The sequence below is a fragment of the Neomegalonema perideroedes DSM 15528 genome (assembly GCF_000374145.1).
Taxonomy (GTDB): domain Bacteria; phylum Pseudomonadota; class Alphaproteobacteria; order Rhodobacterales; family Rhodobacteraceae; genus Neomegalonema; species Neomegalonema perideroedes.
In genome coordinates this window covers 566382-584937 of the sequence record NZ_KB893653.1, presented here as the reverse complement: position 1 = coordinate 584937, position 18556 = coordinate 566382, and the positions used below count along the sequence as shown (strand labels likewise).

General features: G+C 68.1%; 14 protein-coding genes. 5 read left to right on the top strand and 9 right to left on the bottom strand.

The features are described 5' to 3' along the window. Positions 1-76: 76 nt before the first annotated feature. The 6 genes from pgi to B161_RS0102755 all read right to left on the bottom strand — a co-directional run bounded on the left by pgi (position 77) and on the right by B161_RS0102755 (position 7341). Positions 77-1699, bottom strand: coding sequence for a glucose-6-phosphate isomerase (gene pgi / locus B161_RS0102780; protein ID WP_018631833.1), 1623 nt, complete (start codon positions 1697-1699; stop codon positions 77-79). Between the two features lie 3 nt (positions 1700-1702). Continuing rightward, positions 1703-2185, bottom strand: coding sequence for a methylglyoxal synthase (locus B161_RS16410; RefSeq protein ID WP_018631832.1), 483 nt, complete (start codon positions 2183-2185; stop codon positions 1703-1705). Between the two features lie 77 nt (positions 2186-2262). Further along, positions 2263-4086 carry a phosphogluconate dehydratase gene (gene edd / locus B161_RS0102770; protein ID WP_018631831.1) on the bottom strand — a complete coding sequence of 608 codons (1824 nt, stop codon included), beginning with the start codon at positions 4084-4086 and terminating at the stop codon, positions 2263-2265. Positions 4087-4141: 55 nt separating this feature from the next. Continuing rightward, the gene (pgl, locus tag B161_RS0102765; RefSeq protein WP_018631830.1) at positions 4142-4852 is read right to left on the bottom strand and encodes a 6-phosphogluconolactonase; all 711 of its coding nucleotides are present in this window, start codon (positions 4850-4852) and stop codon (positions 4142-4144) included. Further along, complete coding sequence (gene zwf, locus B161_RS0102760) at positions 4849-6321, bottom strand: glucose-6-phosphate dehydrogenase (protein ID WP_018631829.1); 1473 nt, start codon at positions 6319-6321, stop codon at positions 4849-4851. The genes pgl and zwf overlap by 4 nt, the downstream gene beginning before the upstream one ends. A 15-nt stretch (positions 6322-6336) precedes the next feature. After that, on the bottom strand, positions 6337-7341 hold the full coding sequence (locus B161_RS0102755; RefSeq protein WP_018631828.1) for a carbohydrate kinase family protein: 1005 nt from the start codon (positions 7339-7341) through the stop codon (positions 6337-6339). Between the two features lie 389 nt (positions 7342-7730). Here B161_RS0102755 and B161_RS18515 point away from each other — a divergent pair, with 389 nt between their 5' ends. The 5 genes from B161_RS18515 (at position 7731) to B161_RS0102725 (ending at position 11546) form a co-directional block, all read left to right on the top strand. Further along, entirely contained in the window at positions 7731-8423 is a 693-nt protein-coding gene (locus B161_RS18515) for a hypothetical protein (protein ID WP_018631826.1), read from the top strand. A 167-nt stretch (positions 8424-8590) separates the two neighbouring features. Continuing rightward, a complete protein-coding gene (gene secG, locus B161_RS0102740; protein WP_018631825.1) occupies positions 8591-9193 on the top strand; it encodes a preprotein translocase subunit SecG in 603 nt (200 codons plus the stop codon). 84 nt (positions 9194-9277) lie between these two features. After that, positions 9278-10741 (top strand): sensor histidine kinase, encoded by a 1464-nt coding sequence (locus B161_RS16400; RefSeq protein WP_018631824.1) that lies wholly within the window; start codon positions 9278-9280, stop codon positions 10739-10741. 138 nt (positions 10742-10879) lie between these two features. Continuing rightward, positions 10880-11131 (top strand): hypothetical protein, encoded by a 252-nt coding sequence (locus tag B161_RS16395; RefSeq protein WP_018631823.1) that lies wholly within the window; start codon positions 10880-10882, stop codon positions 11129-11131. 145 nt (positions 11132-11276) lie between these two features. Continuing rightward, positions 11277-11546, top strand: coding sequence for a PepSY domain-containing protein (locus B161_RS0102725; protein ID WP_018631822.1), 270 nt, complete (start codon positions 11277-11279; stop codon positions 11544-11546). Positions 11547-11696: 150 nt separating this feature from the next. On the opposite strand, the gene gltB is transcribed toward B161_RS0102725, so the two are convergent. The 3 genes from gltB to B161_RS0102710 form a co-directional block, all read right to left on the bottom strand. Beyond that, complete coding sequence (gene gltB / locus B161_RS0102720) at positions 11697-16259, bottom strand: glutamate synthase large subunit (protein ID WP_018631821.1); 4563 nt, start codon at positions 16257-16259, stop codon at positions 11697-11699. A gap of 114 nt (positions 16260-16373) precedes the next feature. Further along, the gene (locus tag B161_RS0102715; RefSeq protein WP_018631820.1) at positions 16374-17834 is read right to left on the bottom strand and encodes an NAD(P)-dependent oxidoreductase; all 1461 of its coding nucleotides are present in this window, start codon (positions 17832-17834) and stop codon (positions 16374-16376) included. A gap of 327 nt (positions 17835-18161) precedes the next feature. After that, positions 18162-18503: a rhodanese-like domain-containing protein gene (locus tag B161_RS0102710; RefSeq protein ID WP_026310142.1), complete on the bottom strand. Its 342-nt coding sequence runs from the start codon at positions 18501-18503 to the stop codon at positions 18162-18164. Between the last annotated feature and the right edge of the window lie 53 nt (positions 18504-18556).

The following is an 18556-nucleotide window of genomic DNA, read 5'->3' as shown; positions in this document are numbered from 1 at the left end:
GGCTTCACCCTTCCCAGAGCGTTTTCCAGCGCAGCCGCTTCGGCTTCGCGTCGTGAAAACGCGGCCTTCAAAAAAATCAGCGCGTTTCGCGCAGAGCCGCCGCCGCCGCGACCAGCCCCGCCGTGGAGGAATCCGCCCCCGCCGGAGCCTCGCCCTTCTCGACGCCGGGCAGAAGCTTCACCGCCAGCTCCTTGCCCAGCTCCACGCCCCATTGATCGAAGGCGTTGACGTCCCAGAGGGCGGCCTCCACGAAGGTCTTATGCTCGTAAAGCGCGATGAGGCTCCCCAGCCGCGCCGGGTCGAGGATCGCGTAAAGCAGAGTCGTCGAAGGGCGGTCGCCGGGGAAGGTCCGGTGCGGCGTCAGCCGCGCGATCTCGGAATCGGGAAGGCCCTTGGCGCGCATCTCGGCGGCGACCTCCTCCGGCGTCTTGCCGAAGGCCAGAGCCTGAGACTGCGCGAAGCAATTGGCCAGAAGCTTGACGTGATGATCGCCGAGAGCCTCATGAGCCTGAGCCGCCGCGAGGAAATCCACCGGAATCACGTCGGCGCCCTGATGGATGAGCTGGAAGAAGCTATGCTGCGCGTTGGTGCCCGCCTCGCCCCAGACCACCGGACAGGTCGCGACCTTCACGGCCTCGCCGCCGCGCGTCACGCGCTTGCCGTTGGATTCCATGGTCAATTGCTGAAGATAGGCCGGAAGCCGCCCAAGCCGCTCGTCATAGGGAATGACCGCGACGCTCGAAGCCTCCATGAAGTTCCGGCGCCAGATCCCCACCAAGCCCATGAGCAGAGGCAGATTCTCCGCCGGGGGCGCTGAGCGGAAATGATCGTCCATGGCCTTGGCGCCCGTGAGGAAGGCGCGGAAGTTCTCGGCCCCCACGGCGAGGGCCAGAGGCAGGCCGATGGCCGTCCAGACGGAATAACGCCCGCCGATCCAGTCCCAGAAGCCGAAGACGCGGGAATCCTCCACGCCGAATTTCGCCGTCTCCTTCAGATTGGTCGAGATCGCCGCGAGATGGGCGCCCGCCCCCGCTTCTCCGAGCTTCGCCGCCAGCCAATCCCGCGCCGAACGGGCGTTGGTCATGGTCTCCAGCGTGGTGAAGGTCTTGGAGGCGACGAGGATCAGCGTATGGGCCGGATCGAGGCCCTTCAGCGCGTCGGTCAGATGGGCGCCGTCCACATTGGAGACGAAATGAACCCTCGGGCCGTCGTGATAGGGCGCGAGCGCCCGCACCGCCATGGCCGGGCCGAGATCCGAGCCGCCGATCCCGATATTGACCACATCCGTGAAGCGCCCGCCCGTCGGGGGGGCGTAGGCGCCGGACCGGACCTCTTCGGCGAAGGCGAGGAAGCGGTCGAGGGTCGGCGCGACCTCCGCGAAGCCGGGCGCGTCGTAGCTTCCGGAGGGATCGCGGGCCGCCACATGCAGAACCGCCCGCCCCTCGGTGAGGTTGATCGGCTCGCCGCGGAACATGGCCTCGCGCTTGCCCGCGACGTCGGCGGCCTCGGCGAGGGCGAGCAGCGCCTTCAGCGCCCCGGCGTCGAGCTTCTCCTTGGAGAAATCCGCCAGAAGATCCCCGAAGCGGCGCGAAAGCCGCGCGAAGCGCTCCGGATCCTGAGCGAACAACTGACGCAGATGCTGGCCCTTGAGGCGGTCGGCCTCTCGGCCTGCGGCCTCCCATGCGGCGGCGAAACTCATGGCTCAGGCTCCTGAAGCTGAAGGGGAGGCGGGAAGCTTGCGGCTTTTATAGCTCTCGGCGAAGGGATTCGGCGCGCGCAACAGCAATTCGGGACGCTCGAACCATTCGGCGGAGAGCAGAGCCTCCGCCGTGGGCAGATTCAGCGCCAGAGGCGCGCCATAGAGCGTGCAGATGCGGATCAAGGCTTTGACGTCCACGTCATGCGGCTGAGGCGTCAGAGGATCCACGAGGAAGATCAGAGCGTCGATGCGGCCCTCGACGATGGCCGCCCCGATCTGGAGGTCTCCGCCCAAGGGTCCGCTCTCGACGCGCGCGATCTCGGCGCCGGGCATGGCCTCCAGCAGCAGGCGTCCGGTGGTGCCGGTGGCGAACAGCCTGTGGCGCGTCAGACGCTCCTGATTCGCCCTCGCCCATTCCGCCAAAGCGGGCTTCAGACGATCATGGGCCACCAAGCCGAGGCCGAGCCGGGTTTTCATCTGCGTCATGGCCAGACCCTCAATCCCCAAGCGCAATCCGAAAAATCACCCGATTTTTCGGATGAATCGCGCGGCCAAACAAAACATCAGAAGGAGAAGAGGCTCGCCCCTTGGTCCGCAGGCCCCACCGCCGCGCGGAAAGGCGCGAACAACTCGCGCCCGACGCCGAATTCATGCGCGGAGAGATCGGCGGTCGCCGCTTCGCGGGAGTCGAAGCCCTCGGCGAAGACTTCAAGAGTTCCGGCGTCGGCGTCAAGGCGAATGAGATCGCCGTCGCGGATCCTCGCGATGGGGCCGCCCTCGACGGCTTCGGGCGTCAGATGGATCGCGGCGGGCACTTTGCCCGAAGCCCCCGACATGCGCCCGTCGGTGACCAGAGCCACGCGAAAGCCTTTGTCCTGAAGCACGCTGAGCGGCGGCGTGAGGCTATGGAGTTCGGGCATGCCGTTGGCCTTGGGGCCTTGGAAGCGCACGACGCAGATCACGTCGCGCTCCAGCTCGCCCGCCTTGAAGGCGGCCGCCAGAGCCTCCTGGCTGTGGAAGACCCGCGCCGGAGCCTCGATCACATGACGATCCGGCTTCACCGCCGAAACCTTGATCACGCTGGTCCCGAGATTGCCTTTCAGAAGCTGAAGGCCGCCCGTCGGCTGGAAGGGCGCCGAGACGGGCCGCAGGATGTCCTTATGCAGGGATTCGCCCGAGGTCTCGACCCATTGGATTTCGCCGTCCGCGCCGAGCTTGGGCTCTTGGGTGTAGCGGCTCATGCCGTCTCCGGCGATGGTGCGGACCTCGTCATGGAGCAGCCCGCCGCCCAAGAGCTCGCGGATGACGTATTGCATCCCGCCCGCCGCGTGGAAATGGTTCACGTCGGCGAGGCCGTTCGGATAGACCCGCGCCAGCAAGGGAACCACGCCGGAGAGTTCGGCGAAATCCTCCAGAGTCAGCAGGATCCCCGCCGCCCGCGCCATGGCGATGAGATGCAGGGCGTGGTTCGTCGAGCCGCCCGTGGCGTGCAGCCCCGCCACCGCATTGATGAAATTCTTCTCCGCGAGGATCTCGCCCGCCGGAATATATTCATTGCCCAGAGCCGTGATCGCCAGAGCGCGTTTGACGCCCGCCTCGGTCAGGGCGTCGCGGAGGGGGGTGTTGGGATTGACGAAGCTCGATCCCGGCAGATGCAGCCCCATGATCTCCATGAGCATCTGATTGCTGTTGGCCGTGCCGTAAAAGGTGCAGGTGCCGGGGCCGTGATAGGATTTCATCTCGGAGGCGAGCAATTCGGCGCGGGTGGCCTCGCCCACGGCGTAGCGCTGGCGGGTTTTCGCTTTCTCGTCGTTGGGCAGGCCGGAGGTCATGGGTCCGGCGGGCAGAAACACCGCCGGAAGATGCCCGAAGCGCGCCGCCCCGATCACCAGACCCGGCACGATCTTATCGCAGACGCCCAAATAAACCGCCGCGTCGAAGCTCTCATGGCTCAGCGCCACCGCCGTGGAGAGCGCGATCACGTCGCGGGAGAAGAGCGACATCTCCATGCCCGCCCGGCCTTGAGTCACGCCGTCGCACATGGCGGGCACGCCTCCCGCCACTTGCGCCGTGGCGCCCGCCGCATGCGCCGTCCGACGGATGATCTCCGGGAAGCGCTCATAGGGCTGATGGGCCGAGAGCATATCGTTATAGGCCGTGACGATCCCGAGATTCGGGGCCTCGGCGCCGACGAGCTTGTCCTTGTCATGCGCCGAGCAGGCGGCGAAGGCGTGGGCGAAATTGGCGCATCCGAGATCGCGGCGGGCGGGCCGGTTCTCGGCGGCGCGGCGGATCATGTCGAGATAAGCCTGACGCGAGCGGCGGCTGCGCTCCGTCACCCTCTCCGTGACGGCCGCGAGGGTCGGATTCTGGCTGGCGCTGGTCATGGAGAAGGCTCCTTTCGCCGAGGGGACGAGGCCCCATAGGTCACAAGAGAGATTATTAAGGCGCGTCGTAGACGGTCAGGCCCCCCGGCGCGCGCAGGATCGCCCGCACGGGCATTTCAGCCTCGGCGCCTGCGGGATCCAGCGCCTCGGCGAGGACACGGCGTTTCTCGGCGCCGTTGATCAACAGATAGGCGCGCCGCGCTCCGGTCAGGAGAGGGCGCGTCAGCGTGAGGCGCGGCTCGGGCGCGCCCGGCGCCCGCAAAGCCAAAGCCGCCAGAGGCTGCGCCGGGTCCATGGCCTCCGCCAGACGATCCCCGCCGGGAAAGAGCGAGGCCGTATGTCCGTCCGTCCCCATGCCGACCACGCAGACGTCCAGAGGCGCGAGCGGCCTCAGGGCGGCGTCGAGCGCGCCGAAGGCTTCTTCGGGCGTCGGGGCGCCGGTGAAGAGCGGAACGAAACGCGCCGCCGAAGCCGGACCGCGCAGCAAGGCCCCGCGCAAGAGCCGCCCGTTGGAGCGCTCGCTGGTCTCAGGAACCCAACGCTCGTCGGTCAGGGTGACGGAGAGCTTCGCCCAGTCGAGACCGGCGCGCGAGAGCTCGGCGAGGAAAGGCCCCGGCGTGGTTCCGCCCGGAACCGCCAGAGAGGCCCGCCCCCGCAGGCGGATCGCCTCGGCGAGATCCGCCGCCACGGCCTCGGCCAAAGCCAGAGCCTGAGCCTCGCGGCCCGCGAAGGCCCGGATTTCGACTTTGGAGACCAATCCGCTCATGGCTCGATCTCCCGCCAGCGGCGGCCGTCCTGATGGATCAGCCGCAAAGCGTCCTCGGGGCCGCGCCCGTCGGGATCATAAACCGCCGGAGGCTCCGTCCAGCCCGCCCAGGCCGCCAGAATCGGATCGATCCAGGCCCAGGCGGCCTCCACCTCGTCGCCGCGCATGAAGAGCGTCTGATCGCCCCGGATCACGTCCATCACGAGGCGCTCATAGGCGTCCGGCATCCGCACGCCGTTCAGAGCGTCGGCGAAGGTCATGTCCAGCGCCGCCTCGCGCAGACGCATCCCGCCCGGCCCCGGCTCCTTCACCGTCACCCGCAGAGTCACGCCTTCGTCGGGCTGAAGCCGCATGATCAGCGCGTTGCGCCGCAGCCCTTGGGCCAGATGCGGGAAGATCATATGCGGCGGATGGCGGAAGATCACCGCGATCTCCGAAGAGCGCGCCCTCAGCCGCTTGCCGGTGCGCAGATAAAAGGGCGTCCCCGCCCAGCGCCAATTGCGGATCTCGGCCTTGATGGCCACGAAGGTCTCGGTGTTGGAGGCCTGAAGCCCGAGATCTTCGAGATAGCTCTTCTTCTCGCCTTTGCGCCCGCCATATTGCCCGCGCGCGGTGACGTCATGGGCGTTGCTCGCGGAGATCGGCGCCAGAGAGCGCAGCACCTTCAGCTTTTCGTCGCGCACGCCGTCGGCGTCGAAGACGGCGGGGGGCTCCATGGCCGTGAGGCACAAAAGCTGAAGCAGGTGGTTCTGCACCATGTCGCGCATGGCGCCCGACTGGTCGTAATAGCCGCCGCGCCCCTCCAGACCCACCGTCTCGGCGACGGTGATTTGAACGTGGTCGACGTATTGCGCGTTCCAGAGCGGTTCGAACAAGGCGTTGGCGAAGCGCAGCGCCATGAGGTTCTGCACCGTCTCCTTCCCGAGATAATGGTCGATGCGGTAGATGCCGCTCTCCGGGAAGGCCGCGCGCAGCTGGTCGTTGAGCGCATGGGCGCTGGCGAGGTCATGGCCGAGCGGCTTCTCGACGATCAGCCGCGCCTTCTCCGTCACGAGGCCATGCGCCTTGAGCCGCTCGGCGATGGAGCCGAAGAAGGCCGGACCCACCGCCAGATAAAAGGCCCGCACGAGGGCTTCGCGCCCTTCCAGATGCTTGGCCAGAGCGGGCCATCCCGTCTCCGAACCCGCGTCCACCCGGACGTATTCCAGCCGCCCGAGGAAGCGTTTCACCGCCTCGGGGTCGAGATCCTCCTGAGGAACGAACTCCTCCAGCGCCTTTTGCGCCTCGGCGCGCCAAGCCTTGGAGGCCATCTCCGTGCGGGCCGCGCCGATCACGCGGGCGTCCGGAGGCAATTGCCCCGCCCGGTCGCGCTGATACAACGCCGGAAGCAGCTTGCGCCGCGTCAGGTCGCCCGTGGCGCCGAAAATCACGAGGTCGAAGGGGTCGACGGGGATGATGACGCTGCTCATGGGCTCGGCGGGCTCCTATGGATGGGGCGGCGTGGAGGTCGAAAGGGCGGGCAGTTCGTCGCGCCGGGGAGGATCGGCTCCGCGCCGCGCGCAGGTCAAGCCGGAAGCTTTGGCGCAAAAGCGCAGAAGCTCCGCCAAGTCTTCGGAGGGGATTTCGGCCAGCCGGGCGCGGTCGAGCCGCCCCGTCTCCGCCAATCCGGCGAGCAGGGCGGCCATGAAGCTGTCGCCCGCCCCCACCGTGTCGATCAGGGCGATCTTCTCGGCGGGGATCTCGGCCCGCGCGCCCCCGGCGGCCAGCGCGAAGGCGCCCTCCGCCCCGCGCGTGACCACCACCAGAGCCGGACCGAGCGCCAGCCATGCGGCGGCGATCTCTTCGGCGGAGGTTTCGGGATGGAGCAGCCGCAGATCCTCGTCGCTGACCTTCACGAGATCCATCCGCGGCAGGATCTCGGCCATCTTGCGCCGCCAGACCTCGCGGTCCGGCTCCACGTTGAGCCGCAGATTGGGGTCGAGGCTGAAGAAGCGCCCTCCGGAGGCCCGGCCCGCTTCATGGCCCGATTCGCGGCCAGATTCGCGCTGAATCAGCGCCGCCAGAGCCTCGGAGGTGGGCGGCGTCACCAGAGCGTAGGAGCCGACATGCACCGCCTTCACGCCCGCCATCTCGGCTTCGGAGGGGAGGTCTTCGGGCGTCAGCGCCCGGTCCGCCGCCTGAACGCCGTAAAAGGCGTAGGCCGGGACGCCCGCCGCGTCGGCGGCCACGAGGCTGATGGTGCTGAGGTTGGGCTTGCGCCGCAGGAAGCGCGGCTCCACGCCCTCGGCCTCCAGACGCGCCGTCAGGCGCTCGCCCAAAGGATCGGTGGAGATTCCGCCGAAGAGCCCTGCGGCCCGATTCAGCCGCGCCAGCCCCATCGCCAGATTGAACGGCGAGCCGCCGATGCGGGCGTCGAGGGTCATGGCGCCGTCGGGGCGCGCCTCGACGAGGAAAAGATCGTAAAGCGCTTCTCCGCAGATCATGAACATGTCGGATCCTCCCTGCGGCGGATCTTGTTGAGGAGGCGGAGCCCTGAAGGAGGCCGCGCGCTTCGCCGCCCCTTTGGGGCCGCCGCGCGCCGCGACCGCCTTATTTGAGAAATATTTATGCCTTCAAACCGCTTTGGTCAAGCGAAGCGCGGGCCTGCCCGCGCTGGGGGGTCAAGCGAAGCGCGGGCCTGCCCGCGCTGGGGGGTCAAGCGAAGCGCGGCCCGCCCGCGCTTGGGGGATCAAGCGAAGAGCGGCCCGCCCGCGCTTGAGGCCGGATCCCGCGCGCCCGATCCGTCAGGAGAGCCTTCTTTCCCGCAAGACGCGCCTTATATTGGCCGAAAGCCCGCCCGCCTCCCCGGCGCGGCGGACCGGATTCAGGAGGGATCTCCATGCGGCTGAGAAGCCTTGCGGCCGCGGCCTTCATCGCGGCTCTGTCCATGTCTTCGCTCTGTGCGGCGCCCGCCCGGAGTCAGGATTTCAGCGCCCTCGCGGGCTTCCTCGGCGGCGGCGGCGCGCCGGTCTCCCTCTCGCCGAACCTCTTCGGCGCCCCGACGCCGATGCAAGTCTGGCTGCGCCCCTCGGCGGGGCCGGAAGGCTGGCTTCAGGTGGAGGGCCGCGCGCAGGTTCCGCAGATCCGCGGCCATCTTGAGCGCGGCCTGAAGCAGGAGCTGGCCCGCCGCACCCGGGGCGCGCTCCAGATCGAAGGCGTCGCGCTCTCGCGCTTCTCCGCCGACGCCCGCGCCTTCCATCTGGCCGGAGAGATCCGCCACGCGCCCCGCCCCGGCGCGCGGGTTCAGGCTTCGGCCTTCGAGGCCAGCCTTCCTTACGTCGTCTCGCCGCAGGGGCTGAAGCTGCGCCCGGAGGGCCGGATGGGCGCCGCCCCGCCCGCTCTGCGCGCCGCGGTCGAGGATCTGCTTCAGCCTGTGGATCTCGTGGCCGACGCCGCCTTGCAGGGCACCCGGCTGGAGTCCTTCGTCCCCTCCGTCTCCGCCGCGGGCGATCTGGAGGCCCGCGCCCTGCTCCTCGCCTCGCCGCAGGCCCTGACGAATTTCTGGGCGCTGGCCCTCGGAGGCGGGCGCTGAACGGCTCCCGAGAAGACTTTCCTCGACAAGGCCGGGGCGCCGCGCTACAAGCCGCGCCAAAGATTTTCGATCAGCCCTTGGACGGGCGGGACTCCGCTCGCCCGAACACAAGCGCCTTTCGCCGCGCCCCCCCGCCGCGCTCCGCCGAACCCGCTCACGGATAAGCCATGACCCAAGTCCTGATGATCGTTCTGCTCATCGTCGTCCTGTTCCTGATCGGGGCGGTGCTGCTGCAACGCTCGGAAGGCGGGGCGCTCGGGATCGGCGGCAACGCGGCCGCCCAAGGCCGCAGCGCCACCACCGCCCTGCAGAAGACCACTTGGGGCCTGATCGCCGCCTTCCTCGTCGTGAGCCTCGCCATCGCGGCCTCGCCCTCCTCGACGACGCGCTCGCTCTTCGACGGCGTTTCGACGACGGTTCCGGCGGCGGCGCCCGCCGCGCCCGCTCCGGTCGTGGATCTTGGGATCGGCGCCGTGCCGACCCCCGGCGCGGCCCCCGCTCCGGCCGAGACTCCCGCCGCGCCTGCGGCCTCCGAGGCGGCCCCGGCCGAAGAAGCTCCGGCTCCGGCCGAGACTCCTGCCCCTGCGGCCCCCGTGGAGGCCCCCGCCGGAATCGAGCCCGTCGACATCGAGCCCGTCGACATCGAGATCGAGACGCTTGAAGCCCCGGCTCCGGTCCGGCCCGCCGCCGAAGCCGCTCCGGCCCCCGAGGCCGAAGCGCCCGCCCCCGCCCCTGAGGCCGAACCGGCGGCGCCGACTCCCACGCCCTGACGCCTTCTCCGGCCCCGGCCTGCGCCGAAGCGCGGGCCGAAAGGCTCGCGGGGCGGCGTCCTCCGCTCGGAAGGATGAGAGCTCTTGGCCCATCGGCGGCGACTTCGCGACAATCTGGCCGCCCGCATCGGATTCGCTGCGGGCGCGACGATTCTGGCGCTGCAGATCCTCGCCCTGCCCTTTCATCTGCTCACGATCCGAGAGGAGCATCTGCGCGACCGCGTGGACGCCGCATGGCTCGTCACCCTCGCCGAAGATCCTCAGATGGACTCCGAGCGCGACGCGGATTCCGCCGCGCCCGTCGCCCCCGGCTCGGGCTGGCGGGCCGTGACGCTGCTCAACGCGGCAAGCTCGGATCTGATCGTTCTGGAGCGCGCAGGCGCCCGCGAGCAGGTCTTTTGGCGCAGCGAGATGAAAGAGGCGGGCTTTTGGGTCCAGCTTGAAACCGAGTCTTTAGGCGCAAGGCTGCTGCGCGCCTTCGGCACGCTGATCGGCGACGCTCCGCCGCGCTTCTTCGTGCAGGCTCAGCCGCGTCCGCCCGATTCCCTCCTCACCGGCACCGTGATCGAGAGCGCGCCGCTCAAGCGGCGGCTGCGCGCGGCCGCGCTGGAGGATCTTCTGGAGGCGCTCGGCTTCGCGCTGCTGACGGGTTTGGCGGCGGGTTTGGCGGCGCGGCGTCTGGCGGGCGGCCCCGCGCGGCGTCTGGCGGCGGGGGTGGAGGCCTTCCGCGCCGATCCCGAACACGCCGAGCCCTTCCCCAGCGAACCCCTCGCGCCCGGCGGCGAAATGGCCGAGGCGGAGCGCGGATTCGCGGCGCTGCAAAGCGAGCTGCGCACGGCGCTCAAACAGAAATCGCGGCTGGCGGATCTCGGCGAGGCCATGGCCAAGATCAGCCACGACCTGCGCAACACCCTGACCAGCGCGCAATTGCTCGCGGATCGTCTGGAGCGCAGCCAAGACCCCGTGGTCAAGCAGATCGCGCCCAAGATCCTGCGTTCGCTCGACCGGGCGGCGGATCTCTCCGCCCAAACGCTGCGCTACGGCAAGGCCGACGAGCCCCCGCCGGAGCGTCGGCGTCTGCCGTTGGAGCCCTTCCTCCATGAGGTGGCCGCCATCGCCGCCCCTCAGGACGAGCTGAACGAGCAGAAAGGCGGGCCGCGCTATGAGATCGACGCTCCGCCCGAGGCCGTGGCCGAAGCCGACCCCGATCAGCTGTATCGGATCCTGCTCAACCTCATCCGCAACGCCGCTCAGGCCATCGAGGGCTCGGGCTCGGGGGGGCTGATCCGCATCACGGCGCGGCGCGGCGACGGCGGCGTGACCATCGACGTCGAGGACGACGGGCCGGGTCTGCTCGCCGAGGCCAAGGCCACGCTCTTCAAGCCCTTCAAAAGCGGCGGACGCAAAGGCGGCACGGGGCTCGGCCTCTCCATCGCGCAGGATCTGGCGCGCGCCCATGGCGGCGAGGTGCGGCTGATGGAGAGCCTGCAGGGCGCGCATTTCCGCGTGCGGATTCCCGATAAGAAAGCCCCTCCCTCCGCGGCCTGAACGGGAGGAGGCCCCGGCGCCCCGGCGGCGGCGAATTCTTACAAATCAGACATGCGGCTGGATTTCTCCGCGCCCGCCCCCATCTTCCTGAACACGGGACTTCCGTCTCGTTTTGGTCAGTCAAGACAGGAGGCTTTGATGAAAAGCCCTCTCTTTCTCGCTCTCGCCGCCAGCGCCTTTTCGGTCTCCGCCGCCTTCGCGGAGCCGCCTGAAAACGCGCTCCCGCTCTCCGAAATCATCCAGACCGTCGAGTCCACGGGCGAAATCGCTTATGTGACCGAAGTGGAGTGGAACGAAGATCAGGCGGCCTGGACCATCGCCTATGTGGACGCCGAAGGCGCCGAAGGGAGCATCTCCCTCGACGCCGTGACCGGCCAGCCCAACAGTTGACGTCGCGGAGCCGCCCGGCGCCCGTAAGGGCCTGAGCGGCTCCCCCGCCAAGGGGCGGGCGCGGCCTTGATCCGGACTGAGAGGCGCGCGCCCCCTCCTTATCTCCTTATTTCCCTCCCCCTAGCGCTTCAGGAGCCTTGCACGCATGACTCGCGCGACTCTCGCCGCCCTTCTCTCGACCGGCGCCTTTCTGGCCGCCCCCGCCGCCGCCCTCGCGGATCGTCCGCCTCCGGCCGGCGCGCTGAAGCTCTCCGAGATTTTGACCAAGGTCGAGGCCGCCCATGACGTCGGCTACGTCGACGAAGCCAATTGGGACGACGATGGGTATTGGGAGATCGAATTCGTGAGCGCCTCGGGCGCCAAGACCGAGATCCGCGTCGATCCCCTCACCGGCGAGCAGGTCCAGCGGCGCTGAAGCGCGCGCCGAAGTCTCCGGCCTTCCCGACCCTCCGGCCGGATTCGAGACGCCCCGCTTCGGCGGGGCGTTTTCATGTCCGGCGCGGCTGAGGAAAAAGGCGGCCCCCTTGCGGGAGCCGCCCTTGTCTTCGCAGAAACCGGCGCGGGATCAGGCCGAAGCCGCCGCCTCTGCGCGGTCGGAAAGCGGATGGCTCAGCCGCGCGACCATCTCCTTGGGGCAGATCTGCCAGAAGCGGGCGAGAGCCTCCTCCCAGTTCTCCAGAATCTCGCGGCCGCGCGGGCTGCGGGTCTCCTGAACATGCGCCTCGACGAGGCCGCGCAGGACGCCCTCCCAATGGGCGCTGTCGACCCGCTGGACGAGGATGGTCTCCGGGTTGATGCGGGTTTCGAAATCCCCGCGCTCGTCATAGACCCAAGCCATGCCGCCGGTCATGCCCGCGCCGAAGTTGTCGCCCACGCCGCCGAGGATGACCGCCTCTCCGCCGGTCATGTATTCGCAGCCGTTGGAGCCGCAGCCCTCGATCACCGCCGTCGCGCCCGAATTGCGCACGGCGAAGCGCTCGCCGGCCTGACCCGAGGCGAAGAGCTTGCCCGCCGTCGCGCCATACAGCACGGTGTTGCCGATGATGGTGTTCTCATGCGGAACCAGCGGAGAGCCCAAAGGCGGACGCACCGTGATGAAGCCGCCCGAGAGCCCCTTGCCGACATAGTCGTTGCAATCGCCCGTCACCTCGATCTTGAGGCCCGGCGCCGCGAAGGCGCCGAGGGACTGTCCCGCCTGTCCGGCGAGCTGGATCGTCAGATGGTCTTCGAGCAGGCCGTTGTCGCGCATGCCGAAGCGCCGCACGATCTGAGACGAGAGCCGCGTGCCGATGGTCCGCTGAACGTTGCGGACGTTATAGGAGAGCTGCATCTTCTCGCGGTTGGAGAAGAAGGGCTCGGCGTCGCGGATGATCTCGGCGTCGAGGGCGTCGGGCACCGCGTTGCGCGGCTTGTTGAGGTTCAGCGTGGTGCGGGCGTCGCCGTCCACGCGGACGAGCATCGGATTCATGTCGAGGTCGTCGAGATGGGTCGCGCCGCGGTTCACCTGAATCAGCATATCCGCGCGGCCGACCACCTCGTCCAGCGAGCGGGCGCCCACCGAAGCGAGGATCTCGCGTACTTCCTGAGCAAGGAAAGTGAAGAGATTCACCACTTTATCCGGCGTGCCGACGTATTTTTCGCGCATCTTGGGGTCTTGGGTGCAGACGCCCACCGGACAGGTGTTCGACTGGCACTGACGCACCATGATGCAGCCCAGAGCCACGAGGGCCGCCGTGCCGATGCCGTATTCCTCGGCGCCGAGCATGGCCGCCATGACGATGTCGCGCCCGGTGCGCAAACCGCCGTCGGTGCGCAGGGTCACGCGGTCGCGCAGACGGTTGAGCGTCAGCACCTGATGGGCTTCGGAAAGCCCCATCTCCCAAGGCAGGCCCGCGAATTTCACCGAGGTCACCGGGCTGGCGCCGGTGCCGCCGTTATGGCCCGCGATGAGGATGACGTCGGCCTTGGCCTTGGCCACGCCCGCCGCGATGGTGCCCACGCCTGCGCCCGCCACCAGCTTCACGCAGACTTTGGCGTCCGGGTTGATCTGCTTGAGGTCGTAGATGAGCTGCGCGAGATCCTCGATGGAGTAGATGTCGTGATGCGGCGGCGGCGAGATCAGCGTCACGCCGGGGGTGGCGTGGCGCAGCTTGGCGATCATCTCGGTGACCTTGAAGCCGGGCAATTGCCCGCCCTCGCCGGGCTTGGCGCCCTGAGCCACCTTGATCTCCAGCTCGGTGCAGTTGTTCAGATATTCCGCCGTGACGCCGAAGCGCCCGGAGGCCACCTGCTTGATCTTGGCGCGGCCGTTGTCGCCGTTGGGCTTGGGCTTGCCCTTGGCGGGATCCTCGCCGCCCTCGCCGGAGTCGGATTTCGCGCCGATCCGGTTCATGGCGATGTTCAGGGCCTCATGGGCCTCAGGGCTGAGCGCGCCGAGGCTCATGCCGGGAGTCACGAAGCGCTTGCGGATCTCGGTGATGCTCTCGACCTCGTGCAGCGGAATGGGCTTGCGCACGCTGTGGCGGAAGTCGAGGAGATTGCGCAGATGGATTGGGGGCTGCTGGCGCATGCCCTCGCTGAACTGCTTGAAGCTCTCATAGCTGTTGGTCTCGCAGGCCTTCTGGAGCAGATGCATCAGATTGGCCGACCAAGCATGGGATTCCCCGCCGCGCCGCGACTTATAAAAGCCGCCGATGGGCAGCACGCCGTCGGCCTCAGGCGCGAAGGCCTTGTCGTGCAGCTCCAGAGCCTTCTTCTGCAAGCCTCCGAGGCCGATGCCCGAGATGCGGCTGGCCACGCCGGGGAAATACTCCGCCGCCAGCGCGCGGCTCAGGCCGAGCGCCTCGAAATTGCAGCCGCCGCGATAGGAGGAGATCACTGAAATGCCCATCTTGGACATGATCTTCAGCAAGCCCTGATCCACGGCTTCGCGGAAGCGCGCCGCCGCCTGAGCCGTCGTCCCGGAGAGCAGCCCGCGGGCCACGCGGTCGGACAGGCTCTCCAGCGCGAGCCATGCGTTGACGGTGGTCGCCCCCACGCCGATCAGCACGGCGAAATAATGGGCGTCCATGCATTCCGCCGAGCGGATGTTGAGCGAGCAGAAGGTCCGCAGCCCCGCCCGCACGAGCGAGCCGTGCACCGCCGAAGTCGCGAGGATCATCGGCAAGGACATATGCCTCTCGTCGACATGCTCGTCGGTGAGGATGAGATGCCCCACCCCCGAGCGCACCGCGCTCTCCGCCTCGGCGCGCAGACGCTTGAGCGCGGCCTCCATGGCGCCGGGGCCGCCGTTCACCGGGAAGACGCAGGAGATCTCCCGCGCCCGGTCGCCCATATAGGCGCGCATGGCGTCATATTGGGCGTTGGTGACGACGGGGCTTTCGAGGGTGAAGATCTCGGTCTGGCTGGAGCTTTCGTCCAGCACGTTCTGAAGATTGCCGAAACGGGTCTTGAGGCTCATCACCCGCTTCTCGCGGAGCGGGTCGATGGGCGGATTGGTGACTTGGCTGAAGTTCTGCCGGAAGAAATGCGACAAAGGCCGGTATTGCGCCGAAAGCACCGCGATGGGGGTGTCGTCGCCCATCGAGCCGATGGCCTCCTTGCCGTCCTCGCCCATGGGATGGAGCACCTGCTCCAGATCCTCGATGGTGTAGCCCGCCGCGCGCTGGCGACGCCGCAGCTCCGCCCGCTCCAGCCGCTTGGGCTCGACGGCGCCCGGCGGAATGGTCGATTCCAGCGGGGTGATGCGCTCGGCCCAACGGTCGAAGGGCTTGTCCGGATTGGAGGCGAGGAGATCCTTCAGCTCCGCGTCGCGGTAGATCTTCCCCTCCAGCATGTCCACGGCGATCATCTGGCCCGGCCCAAGGCGGCCCTTGGCCTTGATCCGCGCCTCGTCCACCGGGACCATGCCGATCTCGGAGCCCGCGATGAGCAGGCCGTCGCCGGTCTGCACGAAGCGCATGGGGCGCAGGCCGCTGCGGTCGAGGCCGCCGACCACCCAGCGTCCGTCGGTCATGGCGAGGGCGGCGGGGCCGTCCCAGGGCTCCATAACGGAGTTGGAATAGGCGTACATCGCCTTCCACGCCTCGGGCATGGATTCGCCGGTGTTGGACCAGGCCTCGGGCACGAGGATGGTCTTGGTCATCGGCGCCGAGCGTCCGCCGCGCACCATCAGCTCGAAGACCGCGTCCAGAGAGGCGGAGTCCGAGCCGCCCGGAAGGACGATCGGCTTGATGTCCTCCTCATTGCCGTTGAAGAAGCTGGAGGCCATGCGGATCTCATGGCTCTTCAGCCAATTGAGATTGCCCTTGATGGTGTTGATCTCGCCGTTATGCGCGAGCATGCGGAAGGGCTGCGCCAGCCACCATTGCGGAAAGGTGTTGGTCGAATAGCGCTGGTGATAGATCGCGAAGCTGGAGGCGAAGCTCTCGTTCTTGAGGTCGGGATAGAACTCCGCGACCTGCTCGGCGAGCATCATGCCCTTATAGATGATCGAGCGGCAAGACAGCGTGCAGACGTAGAAGCCCGCGATGGAGGAGGCCGCCACGCGCTTCTCGATGCGCCGGCGGATGATGTAAAGCTCGCGCTCGTAAGTCTCGTCGTCGACGCCCTTGGGATCGCCGATGAGGATCTGCTCGATCTCGGGGCGGGTGGCGTTGGCCTTCTCGCCGAGGATCGAGACGTTCACCGGCGGCTGACGCCAGCCGTAGATGTAATAGCCCATCCGGATGATTTCGGATTCGACGATGGTGCGGCAGGCCTCCTGAGCGCCGAAATCGGTGCGCGGCAGAAAGATCTGCCCCACCGCCAGACGTCCCGGCAGAGGCTCATGTCCGGTGCGCCGCACATGCTCGCGGAAGAACTCCTGCGGGATCTGCACATGAATGCCCGCGCCGTCTCCGGTCTTGCCGTCGGCGTCGACGGCGCCGCGATGCCAGATCGCCTTGAGCGCGGCGATGGCGTTCTCGACCACCTCACGGCGGGGCTTGCCGTCGATGGCCACCACGAAGCCGACGCCGCAGCTGTCGCGCTCGTCCTCAAGGCGATACATGCCGGTCTCGGCGAGCTTGCGGCGCTCGGCCTCATGGGTCTCCGACCAATTCGCGGGAAGGGTGAAATCCTGAGCCATGACGGTCTCTTTCAGCCTGAGGGGGGCTTCGCGCCGCCCCTTGGGGAAAATCGGATCGCCGCGCCGCCTGAAGGGCGCGGCTGAAATCTCGTTCGGCGACCTTATTCGGCGGCCTTATTCGGCGGCGACGCCTGCGGCTTGGGCGCGCTGATCCGCATAGGCCATGATGGCGTCGGCGGCCTCGCGGCCGTCGCGGATGGCCCAGACCACCAGAGAAGCCCCGCGCATGATGTCGCCCGCCGCGAAGACGCCCGGCAGATTGGTCATCTTGCTGCGGAAATCGGCTTTGACCGTGCCCCAGCGCGTGGTTTCGAGATCCGGCGCGTCCCAAAGCTGCGGCAGCGGCTCAGGATCGAAGCCGAGGGCCTTGATGACCAGATCCGCTTCGAGCAGGAATTCCGAGCCCGGCGCCTCCTCCGGCGCGCGGCGGCCGTCCGGCCCCGGCTCGCCTAGGCGCATGCGCACGGCCTTCATCGCCTCGACGCGGTCGCCGCCCTCGGCGGCCCCCATGAAGGCCTTGGGCGCGCAGAGCCATTCGAAGATCACGCCCTCTTCTTCGGCGTTGGCGACCTCGCGCTGGCTGCCCGGCATGTTCTCGCGGTCGCGGCGATAGAGGCAGCGCACCGAAGCCGCGTCCTGACGGATCGCCGTGCGCACGCAGTCCATGGCGGTGTCGCCGCCGCCGACCACCAGCACATGCTTGCCCTTGGCGTCGAGGCGGCCCTCGTCGAAGGCGGGAACGGCGTCGCCGAAACTCTTGCGGTTGGAGGCGATGAGGTAATCCAGCGCCTTCTCGACGCCCGGCAGGCCCGAGCCGGGACCTCCGAGATCGCGCGCCTGATAAACGCCCGTGGCGATCAGCACCGCGTCGTGACGCGAGCGCAGATCCGCGAAGCTGACGTCCTTGCCGATCTCGCAATTCAGGCGGAAGACGATCCCCGCCTCCTCGAAGCTTGCGATCCGCCGCTCGATCACATGTTTTTCGAGCTTGAAGCCGGGAATGCCGTAGGTCAGCAGCCCGCCCGCGCGGTCATGGCGGTCGTAGACGACGACCTGAAAGCCCTTGCGCCGCAGACGCTCCGCCGCCGCCAGACCCGCCGGGCCCGCGCCGATGATTCCAATGCTTTCCGAACGCTCGGCGCCGCGGGGCTTGGGCGGCTGGACCCAGCCTTTCTCCCAAGCGGTTTCGGTGACGTATTTCTCGACCGCGCCGATGGTGATCGCCCCATGGCCGGAGAACTCCACCACGCAATTGCCCTCGCAGAGGCGGTCCTGCGGGCAGACGCGGCCGCAGACCTCGGGAAAGCTGTTGGTGGCCTGGCTGAGCTCATAGGCCTCTTCAAGCCGCCCCTCGGCGGTGAGCATGAGCCAGTCCGGGATGTTGTTATGCAAAGGGCAATGAGTCTGACAGAACGGCACGCCGCATTGCGAGCAGCGGCTCGCCTGCTCCTCCGCCTTGACGGCGGCGAAGGCGCGATAAATCTCGTCGAAATCCTCGGAGCGCTCCGCGGCGGATCTCTTGTCGGGGCTCTGGCGTTCGCGCGAGACGAACTTCAACATCTTCTGGCCGGCCATGCCTGCTGGTCTCCTGTCCCATGAGCCGTCGAAGTCCGGACGCGTCGCTTTTGGGGCGGCCTCGGCGAACTTGCGGGCGCGTTTTTTAACGCGATCTCGCCCGCGCATAAAAGACAGCAAGATTGACCTAAATCAAGATTTTTCCGAACCTGCGACGTTTTTTTTCAGAAGACCCCTCAGAATTGAGTCTCTTATCCTGACCTAATTTCTCGGAGACTCAGGGCGCCGCCCGCAAAACCACGAAAAAAGGCGGGCCGCCGCGGCGCCCGCCTTCTCCAGAACTCCGAATTTCACGAGGCGAAGCCGGAGCGGCTGCGCCGGACAAGCTCAATCCGCCGGCCGGACCACCGGCAGCCCCGCCTCGTCCCAAGCGAGGATGCCGCCCTCCAGATGCGTCACCTGAGTCCAGCCGCGCGCGGTCAGCGCCTCGGCCAGACGCCGCGTGCGCCCCCCGGAACGGCAATGAAACACCACTTCGGAATCGGGCGGGAAGGCGTCGGGGTCGAAGGTCGAGAGCGGGACCAGCTCCGCGCCCTCGATATGGGCGGCTTCATATTCGCCCGGCTCGCGCACGTCCACCACCCGGACGCCCTGAGCCAGACGCTCCGCGACCTCCTGCGGCGTCAGCCGCTCGAAGCTCGCTGCGCCCATGCGTTCGATTTCGGCCATCATCTCGCCTTTCGCTCCAAAGCGGCCTCGGCGGCCGCTTGGAGCTTCGCAGG